General features: G+C 59.6%; 8 protein-coding genes. 4 read left to right on the top strand and 4 right to left on the bottom strand.

Annotated elements, in window-relative coordinates; translation table 11 throughout:
• Positions 1 to 102: 102 nt before the first annotated feature.
• On the bottom strand, positions 103 to 954 hold the full coding sequence (locus AC1RS8_RS21365) for a glycine betaine ABC transporter substrate-binding protein (protein ID WP_057715833.1): 852 nt from the start codon (positions 952 to 954) through the stop codon (positions 103 to 105).
• 287 nt (positions 955 to 1,241) lie between these two features.
• Between AC1RS8_RS21365 and AC1RS8_RS21360 the strand changes: the two genes are divergently transcribed.
• Positions 1,242 to 2,837 carry a glycoside hydrolase family 17 protein gene (locus AC1RS8_RS21360; RefSeq protein ID WP_489340031.1) on the top strand — a complete coding sequence of 532 codons (1,596 nt, stop codon included), beginning with the start codon at positions 1,242 to 1,244 and terminating at the stop codon, positions 2,835 to 2,837.
• A gap of 126 nt (positions 2,838 to 2,963) precedes the next feature.
• On the opposite strand, the gene AC1RS8_RS21355 is transcribed toward AC1RS8_RS21360, so the two are convergent.
• Complete coding sequence (locus AC1RS8_RS21355) at positions 2,964 to 3,332, bottom strand: hypothetical protein (RefSeq protein ID WP_057715835.1); 369 nt, start codon at positions 3,330 to 3,332, stop codon at positions 2,964 to 2,966.
• Positions 3,333 to 3,557: 225 nt separating this feature from the next.
• Here AC1RS8_RS21355 and AC1RS8_RS21350 point away from each other — a divergent pair, with 225 nt between their 5' ends.
• Together AC1RS8_RS21350 and AC1RS8_RS21345 are read left to right on the top strand one after the other, a co-directional pair.
• A complete protein-coding gene (locus tag AC1RS8_RS21350; RefSeq protein ID WP_057715836.1) occupies positions 3,558 to 4,856 on the top strand; it encodes a serine/threonine protein kinase in 1,299 nt (432 codons plus the stop codon).
• Entirely contained in the window at positions 4,849 to 5,637 is a 789-nt protein-coding gene (locus AC1RS8_RS21345; RefSeq protein WP_057715837.1) for an MlaA family lipoprotein, read from the top strand. The genes AC1RS8_RS21350 and AC1RS8_RS21345 overlap by 8 nt, the downstream gene beginning before the upstream one ends.
• A 147-nt stretch (positions 5,638 to 5,784) precedes the next feature.
• On the opposite strand, the gene AC1RS8_RS21340 is transcribed toward AC1RS8_RS21345, so the two are convergent.
• Positions 5,785 to 6,699, bottom strand: a complete 915-nt coding sequence (locus AC1RS8_RS21340) for a DUF808 domain-containing protein (RefSeq protein WP_057715838.1) — start codon at positions 6,697 to 6,699, stop codon at positions 5,785 to 5,787.
• Positions 6,700 to 6,833: 134 nt separating this feature from the next.
• Between AC1RS8_RS21340 and AC1RS8_RS21335 the strand changes: the two genes are divergently transcribed.
• Positions 6,834 to 7,439 (top strand): TetR/AcrR family transcriptional regulator, encoded by a 606-nt coding sequence (locus AC1RS8_RS21335; RefSeq protein ID WP_057715839.1) that lies wholly within the window; start codon positions 6,834 to 6,836, stop codon positions 7,437 to 7,439.
• Between the two features lie 71 nt (positions 7,440 to 7,510).
• On the opposite strand, the gene AC1RS8_RS21330 is transcribed toward AC1RS8_RS21335, so the two are convergent.
• Positions 7,511 to 8,920, bottom strand: coding sequence for an amino acid permease (locus AC1RS8_RS21330; RefSeq protein WP_090453885.1), 1,410 nt, complete (start codon positions 8,918 to 8,920; stop codon positions 7,511 to 7,513).
• Between the last annotated feature and the right edge of the window lie 27 nt (positions 8,921 to 8,947).

Genomic DNA, 8,947 nt, shown 5'->3' with positions numbered 1-8,947 from the left:
CCCCCCCCCCCCCCCCCCCCCCCCCCCCCCCCCCCCCCCCCCCCCCCCCCCCCCCCCCCCCCCCCCCCCCCCCTCCCACAGGGTCAAGCGTGTTCTTTGCTATTACTTGGTCCAGTCAGCCACACGCTCAGGGTGTTTGGCGATCCAATCCTTCGCCGCGGCTTCAGGTTTGGCACCATCCTGAATCGCCAACATCACCTGGCCGATTTCATCCTTGGATTCCCACTGGAAGTTCTTCAGGAACTTGGCCACTTCCGGCGCCTTGGCTTCCAAGCCCTTGCTGCCGATGCTGTTCACGGTTTCAGCCGCGCCGTACACGCCTTTCGGGTCTTCGAGGAAGCGCAGTTTCCACTTGGCGAACATCCAGTGCGGTACCCAGCCGGTGACCGCGATGGATTCGTTCTTCTTCTCGGCACGGGTCAGCTCGGCGATCATGCCGGCACCGGAACTGGCCTTGAGTTGATAACCGGTCAGGTCGTAGTCCTTGATCGCCTGATCGGTCTTGAGCATCACACCTGAACCGGCGTCGATGCCGACGATGCGGTTCTTGAAGGTGTCGTCGGTCTTGAGGTCGTCAATGGACTTGGCCTTGACGTACTCCGGCACGATCAGGCCGATTTTCGCGTCCTTGAAGTTCGGGCCGTAGTCGACGACCTGATCCTTGTTCTTCGTCCAGTACTCACCGTGGGTCACCGGCAGCCAGGCCGACAGCATGGCGTCGAGTTTGCCGGTGGCCACGCCCTGCCACATGATCCCGGTAGCGACGGCTTGCAGCTTCACGTCATAACCGAGTTTCTGCCTGATCACTTCAGCCGCCACGTTGGTCGTGGCGACACTGTCCGACCAACCGTCGACATAACCGAGCGTCACGTCCTTGCCGGCGGCGCTCGCCACGGCCGAACTGATCGCCAGCACCAAAGCCGCACCTGCGCCCAAGAGTCGTCGCATCTTCATCGTTACTTCCCCGAAAGTGCTGCGCTCGACGGATGCCGAGTCGCTTAAACGTATTGTTATGGTGCACAGCGCCCCCATCACGCCCACCGCAAACTCGTTCGAACATCAGCGGAGTACTGACACTTGCGATAATCAACCTGACGCTCATGGCGACCTGCTCTGCCAGCGACCTCAAGCCATCGAGAAACGACATCAGAAAGCCATTAATCCTCAGCGCAACAGACCCCCCTGCCAATCCGCTCGAACTTTGCATGTCAAAATCATGCAGGCCACCAAGCACGCGGTAAATGCAGGTAACATGCGCCGCTTTGCTCCCACACGGCCTGACCATGTCCGCGACATCCCGCTTTCCTTTCGCTGCTTATCTATTCGCTTGCCTGCTGGGGCTGTTTGCCCTCGGTGGCTTCTGGTACGGCCTCGGCAAACCGGTGGCTTTACCGGACGTCGCCAGCGCGACGCACAAGCTGCAATGCGCCTCCTACACGCCGTTCGACAAGGATCAATCGCCGTTCGACCAGCCATTCAAATTGCGTCCGGAGCGCATGGACGCCGACCTCGCGCTGCTGGCGACCCGTTTCGAATGCATCCGCACCTATTCCATGACCGGCCTCGAAGCCCTGCCGGACCTGGCGCGCAAGCATGGCTTGAAGCTGATGATCGGTGCCTGGGTCAACAGCAACCCGGTGGACACCGAGAAAGAAGTCGACCTGCTGATCGCCTCGGCCAATGCCAACCCGGATGTGGTGAGCGCAGTGATCGTCGGCAACGAAACCCTGCTGCGCAAGGAAATCACTGGCGCGCAATTGGCGAAGCTGATCAACAAGGTCAAGAGCCAGGTCAAACAACCTGTCACCTACGCCGACGTCTGGGAGTTCTGGCTCAAGCATCCGGAAATTGCCCCCGCCGTGGACTTCCTGACCATTCACTTGCTGCCCTACTGGGAAGATGATCCGTCGAACATCGACGCAGCCCTGCAGCATGTGGCCGATGTACGCCAGGTGTTCGGCAACAAATTCGCGCCCAAGGATGTGCTGATCGGCGAAACCGGCTGGCCAAGCGAAGGTCGCCAGCGCGAAACGGCCCTGCCGAGCCGGGTCAACGAAGCCAAGTTCATTCGCGGCTTTGTCGCCATGGCCGAGCAACAGGGTTGGCACTACAACCTGATCGAAGCCTTCGACCAGCCCTGGAAACGCGCCAGTGAAGGTGCGGTCGGTGGATACTGGGGCTTGTTCGACGCCGATCGCCAGGACAAGGGCGTGCTGGCGGGGCCCGTGACAAACGTACCGTACTGGTCGCAGTGGCTGGCGGTGGGCGGCTTGATCTTCATCGGCACCTTGCTGCTCGGTGGTCGGGTCCGCACGACGCGGTCGGCACTGGTGCTGCCCCTGCTCGGTGCCTTGGCTGCGTGTTCGATTGGCGCCTGGGGCGACCTGGCACGGGTGACCACGCGCTTTACCAGTGAATGGCTATGGGTCGGATTGCTGACCGCCCTGAATCTGCTGGTGCTGACTCATGCCGCGCTGACATTGAGCCCTCGCAACGGTTGGCGCGGGCGGGCTTTCAACCTGCTTGAGCGCCGTGCTGGCTGGCTGGTTGCAACGACAGGTTTCGCGGCAGCCGTGATGATGCTGGAACTGGTGCTCGATCCGCGTTATCGCAGCTTCCCGAGTGTCGCGTTCATCGTGCCGGCACTGGTCTATCTGTGCCGCCCGGTGAACGTGCCGCGCCGCGAGATTGCGTTGCTGACCTTCATCATCGGTGCCGGCATTGCGCCGCAGCTGTACCGTGAAGGTTTGCAGAACCAGCAGGCCTGGGGTTGGGCGCTGGTGAGTGTGTTGATGGTGGCTGCGTTGTGGCGCTGCTTGCGGGTTCGCAAGGTTTAACTCTTTAGCGACCTGACTGACCTCATCGCGAGCAAGCTCGCTCCCACAGTAGATCCTCAGTGCACACAATGTTTGCGTGCGATAAAGATCAAATGTGGGAGCGGGCTTGCTCGCGAAGACGGACTTTTAAGCGCTACGGGAAGCCCTGACCAACCGCAACCCCGCAATCACCACCGCAAACACTGCCAGCGTGGTGTTGTACAACGCCAGTGCCGGAAAACCGAACACCAGCGCCAGCACCGCCAGCCACCAGCCTGCCCGCCCCGGCACGACAAAGCCGATGATCGCCGCACCCAGCGCAGCCCAGCCCAACACCCCGAAATGGATCATCAGCCCCAGGTTCGAACGTACCAGGCATTCCCAACGATTCGCTTCATCCACACAAATGCCAACCCACTGCGCATCCTCCATGAAGCCATAGCGCGCGCCATAACTGGCGGCCAGCCATAAAGGCAGCAAAACAAGCAGCAGAATCACGGGCAAGCGGCGAGACATGAAACACTCCAATTGGCGAAAAGCGGCGGCCAGCTTAATCGCCCTTAAGCGTTTCGCAAGCGATAACAACTGTTAACTGGTCTTTCAATCGCTGCAAAGTGTATCGTCCAGCTACTATTACTTCGAAATTAAGCCTGTTTGGTGCCGAGGGTTGGCACTTTGGCGCAAATCTGGTGGTCATAGCCTGCGAAATTCATTCGGCACCTTCCTCTAAGGGATTTAGTCATGCTCCGTTCCTTGCGCTTCGCTGCCCTGTTTGGCGGCCTTATATTGAGTGCGTCCGCACTGGCGGCCGACATTGACGCCGCCAGCTATGGCTACCCCCTGACCAACCCGTTCGAGGCGACCATCGCGACCACACCGCCGGACCTGCGTCCGGAGTTACCTCTGGACGAAGACATCGATCAGACGGTGCGCAGTGTCACCTTGCGTCCGGAACGGGCGTTCGAATTGCCGAACAACTTCTGGGCGGTCAAGACGCTCGACTACCGCATTGCCACACAGGATCACGCCGCACCGCTGATGTTCCTGATCGCCGGCACCGGCGCGCGCTATGACAGCACCCTGAACGAATACCTGAAAAAGCTCTATTACAAAGCCGGCTACCACGTGGTGCAGTTGTCATCGCCCACCAGCTATGACTTCATGAGTGCCGCCTCACGCTTCGCCACGCCGGGTGTTTCCAAGGAAGACGCCGAAGATCTGTACCGGGTGATGCAGGCCGTACGGGCACAGAATCCGAAAGTGCCGGTCACCGATTACTACCTGACCGGGTATAGCCTGGGTGCACTGGATGCCGCGTTCGTCTCTCACCTGGACGAAACCCGCCGCAGCTTCAACTTCAAGAAAGTCCTGCTGCTCAACCCGCCGGTCAACCTCTACACCTCGATCACCAACCTCGACAAGCTGGTCCAGACCGAGGTCAAGGGCATCAACACCAGCACCACATTCTATGAACTGGTACTGGACAAGCTGACCCGCTACTTCCAGCAAAAGGGCTACATCGACCTCAATGACGCCCTGCTCTACGACTTCCAGCAGTCCAAGCAGCACCTGACCAACGAGCAGATGGCCATGTTGATCGGCACCTCGTTCCGCTTTTCGGCGGCCGATATCGCCTTCACTTCGGACCTGGTCAACCGTCGCGGCCTGATCACCCCACCCAAGTTCCCGATCACCGAGGGCACCAGCCTCACGCCATTCCTCAAGCGTGCGCTGCAATGCGACTTCGACTGCTACATCACCGAACAAGTGATCCCGATGTGGCGCGCCCGCACCGACGGCGGCAGCCTGCTGCAACTGATTGACCAGGTGAGCCTGTATGCACTGAAGGACTACCTGCACGAAAGTCCGAAAATCGCGGTCATGCACAACGCCGATGACGTAATCCTCGGTCCTGGCGACCTGGGCTTCCTGCGCAAGACCTTCGGTGATCGCCTGACCGTTTACCCGTATGGCGGCCACTGCGGCAACATTAACTACCGCGTCAACAGCGACGCCATGCTGGAGTTTTTCCGTGGCTAAATATCTCCTGCTTTTCGCAGCGTTACTCTGTGCAGGCGTCGCCAATGCCGACAACAGCAAAGCCAATGCCCCCGTGGTCGTCGACAGCGATGGCTTCAAGGAGCCGCTGAGCAAACTCAAATTCAACCCGGGCCTGGATCAGCGCGAGTTCGAGCGTTCGACGCTCAACGCGCTGGCCGTCTACGATCCGCTGGAAGAGTGGAACCGGCGCGTCTATCACTTCAACTACCGCTTCGACCAATGGGTGTTCCTGCCGGTGGTCAATGGTTACCGCTACGTTACCCCGAGCTTCCTGCGCACCGGTGTCAGCAACTTCTTCAACAACCTCGGCGACGTGCCGAACCTGATGAACAGCCTGCTGCAACTCAAGGGCCAACGCTCGCTGGAAACCACCGGGCGACTGCTGCTCAACACCACCATCGGCATCGCCGGCCTGTGGGACCCGGCCACCGCCATGGGCCTGCCGCGTCAGAGCGAAGACTTCGGCCAGACTTTAGGCTTCTACGGCGTGCCGGGCGGCGCTTACTTCGTCCTGCCGATCCTCGGTCCGTCGAATCTGCGTGACACCGGCGGCCTGCTGGTGGATTACTCGGCCGAGAATGCGATCAACTTCCTCAACGTGGCCGAAGTCAGCTCCAACCATCCGGAAGTCGTGATCCTGCGCGGCATCGACAAGCGCCACCAGACCGGCTTCCGCTATGGTCAGATGAACTCGCCATTCGAGTACGAGAAAGTGCGTTACGTGTACACCGAAGCGCGCAAGTTGCAGGTTGCCGAGTAAACAAGCCCCCCAAAAAACACTGTGGGAGCGAGCTTGCTCGCGATGAGGCCGTTACATTCAACATTGATGTTGACTGCTACACCGCCATCGCGAGCAAGCACGCTCCCACAGTTGTTATGTACTGCAGATAAATCCTCTATTCGCGCTTCAGCCTTTCAGGACTTTCCAGATCTTGCCGGCAGCCATCACCCCAACCAACACCACCGCCCCCGCCACAATCCCCGCTACCCCATTGAGCAACGTCGGTACGATAAACCCGGCACCACCCGCCCCCGCGCTGACACTTTCGATCCAGTGATGCACCACCGGCACGCCGTGGGTCAGGATGCCGCCGCCGACCAGGAACATCGCCGCGGTGCCGATCACCGACAGGCTTTTCATCATGTACGGAGCCGCACGCAAAATCCCGCCACCGATGCTCTTGGCCATCTGACCAGGCTTCTGGGTCAGCCAGAGCCCCAGATCATCGAGTTTGACGATACCCGCTACCAACCCGTAGACACCGACAGTCATGACGATGGCGATCCCCGACAGCACGACGACTTGCTGGGTCAGCGCCGACTCGGCGACGACACCGAGGGTGATGGCGATGATTTCGGCCGAGAGAATGAAGTCGGTACGGATCGCGCCCTTGATCTTGTCCTTTTCAAACGCCACCAGATCCACCGCCGGGTCTGCCACAGCTTCGACCAATTCGGCATGTTCAGCCTGATCTTCAGCCTTGCTGTGCAGGAACTTGTGGGCGAGCTTCTCAAACCCTTCAAAGCACAGATAGGCACCGCCGACCATCAACAGCGGTGTGACCAGCCACGGAATGAACGCACTGATCGCCAGCGCCGACGGCACCAGGATCAGTTTATTGATGAACGAACCCTTGGCGACCGCCCAGACCACCGGGATTTCCCGTTCGGCACGCACGCCACTGACTTGCTGAGCGTTGAGCGCCAGGTCGTCACCGAGTACGCCGGCCGTTTTCTTGGCGGCCATTTGGGTCATCAAGGACACGTCATCCAGCACGGTCGCAATGTCGTCGATCAGCACCAGCAAACTGCTTCCTGCCATGAATCAGGTTTCCTTCTGCAATGAATGCGCAGCAGCATAGCGCGACATAAGAGCCTACGGTGCATTCTTGAGCGCCGCGCGAGGCCGGTGATACCATGCGCAACCGCCAGAACAGGCAAGGAATCACCCGGTTTATGAGCACTATCCGCGAGCGCAACAAACAACTGATCCTGCGTGCCGCCAGTGAGGAATTCGCCGACAAAGGCTTCGCTGCGACCAAAACCAGCGACATCGCAGCCAAGGCGGGATTGCCAAAGCCCAACGTCTACTACTACTTCAAGTCCAAGGAAAACCTCTACCGCGAGGTTCTGGAAAGCATCATCGAGCCCATCCTGCAGGCCTCGACACCGTTCAATCCGGACGGCGAGCCCGGTGAAGTGCTCAGCGGCTACATTCGCTCGAAAATCCGCATCTCCCGCGACCTGCCTTTCGCCTCCAAAGTGTTCGCCAGCGAAATCATGCACGGCGCCCCCCACCTGAGCAGCGATCTGGTCGAGCAGCTCAATGGCCAGGCCAAACACAACATCGAGTGCATCCAGACCTGGATCGACCGCGGGCAAATCGCCCCCATCGATCCCAACCACCTGATGTTCAGCATCTGGGCCGCGACCCAGACCTACGCCGACTTCGACTGGCAAATCACCGCCATCACCGGCAAGACCAAGCTGGATGACGTGGACTATGAAGCGGCGGCGCAGACGATTATCCGGTTGGTGCTCAAAGGGTGTGAGCCGGACTGATAGCGGCCCTGGATCAATGCCGACTCGGCAGTCCATGAAAACTGCCGGTCGGGATTGCATGTTTGCGCCCTCTAAACCTTCGGCAGCGGATTCAACGCCACGGCTGCCTTGGGTTTTCTGAAGAAGATCCAGTAGACAACCGTGAGGATCAGCAGAAAAGGCACACCGAATACCAAGGTCATTTTGAATGCATCGGTGAAGTAGGTGGTGATCATCACCGCGCCCATCAGCAGCAGCCCCAACAGCGTGGTGTACGGGAACAGGCGCATGCGGAAGGACAGTTTCCGTTCGCCGTTGCGCTCGTGGTAGCGACGGAAGCAGTAGTGGGTCAGGAAGATCATGAACCAGGTGAAGATCGCGCCGAACATCGAGATCGCCATCATCAAGGTGAAGGAGCTTTCCGGGTACAACACGTTGAGCAAGGTCGCCAGGGCAATGCCGGAGCTCGACAGCAACAAGGCATTCAGCGGGATTCCGGTCTTGCTCAACACCCCCATGGACTTGGGTGCATAACCGCCGCGGGACAGGCTGAACATCATGCGGGTGGTGATGTAGAGCTGACTGTTCATCGCCGACAACGCCGCAATCAGGATCACGAAGTTCATCACGCCGGTTGCGCCGGGAATACCAATGGTCTGCATGACGGTGACGAACGGGCTCTGCGCTTGACCGGCCTGGACCCACGGCACAATCGCCAGCATCAGGGCCAGGGTCAGCAGGTAGAACACCACCAGCCGCACGATGGTCGCGCGAAAGGCCTTCTTCACCGCCCGCTCCGGGTCCTGCGCCTCACCGGCGGCCACTGCGATCATTTCCACGCTCAGATAGCTGAAGATCGAGACGATCACCGCAATCCACATGCCTTGCAGACCATTGGGAAAGAAGCCGCCGTGGGCCGTGTAGTTGTGCACGCCGTAATCCGGATTGCCGGAACCGTACACCACATACACCGCGAGGATTATGAAGCCGACAATCGCACCGATCTTGATGGTCGAGAACCAGTACTCGAAGGTGCCGAAGGTTTTCACGCTGATGGCATTGAGCACGATCAGCATGCTCGAGAACGAAACAATCCAGATCCATTCGGGCACGTTGGCGAACCAGTACTTCATGTACATCGCCACCGCCGTCACTTCCGTGCCCACTGCCAGCACAATCGCCGCCCAATAGGCATAGCGCACCAGGAACCCGGCCAATGGGCTGACATAGAATTCGGCATAGGCGCCGAACGAGCCGGAGGTCGAATGGGCCACCGTCATTTCCGCCAGACAGCCCATCAACAGCAGGGTGATGATCGCGCCAATGGCGTAGCTGAGCAGCACGCTCGGCCCGGCATAACCGATGGCGTAGGCACTGCCCATGAACAGCCCGGTGCCAATCGCGCCGCCAATGGCGATCATGCTCATCTGACCCGAGGTGAGCTGGCGCCTGAGGCCCTGCTCACGCTTGGAGATGTTTTCAAAACCGGTGTTATCGGTCATTTATCTGTCCTCTGAATATTGTCTTTC

This window comes from Pseudomonas sp. GW821-FHT12A04 (assembly GCF_058807755.1).
This window is presented reverse-complemented; position numbering and strand designations above follow the sequence as displayed.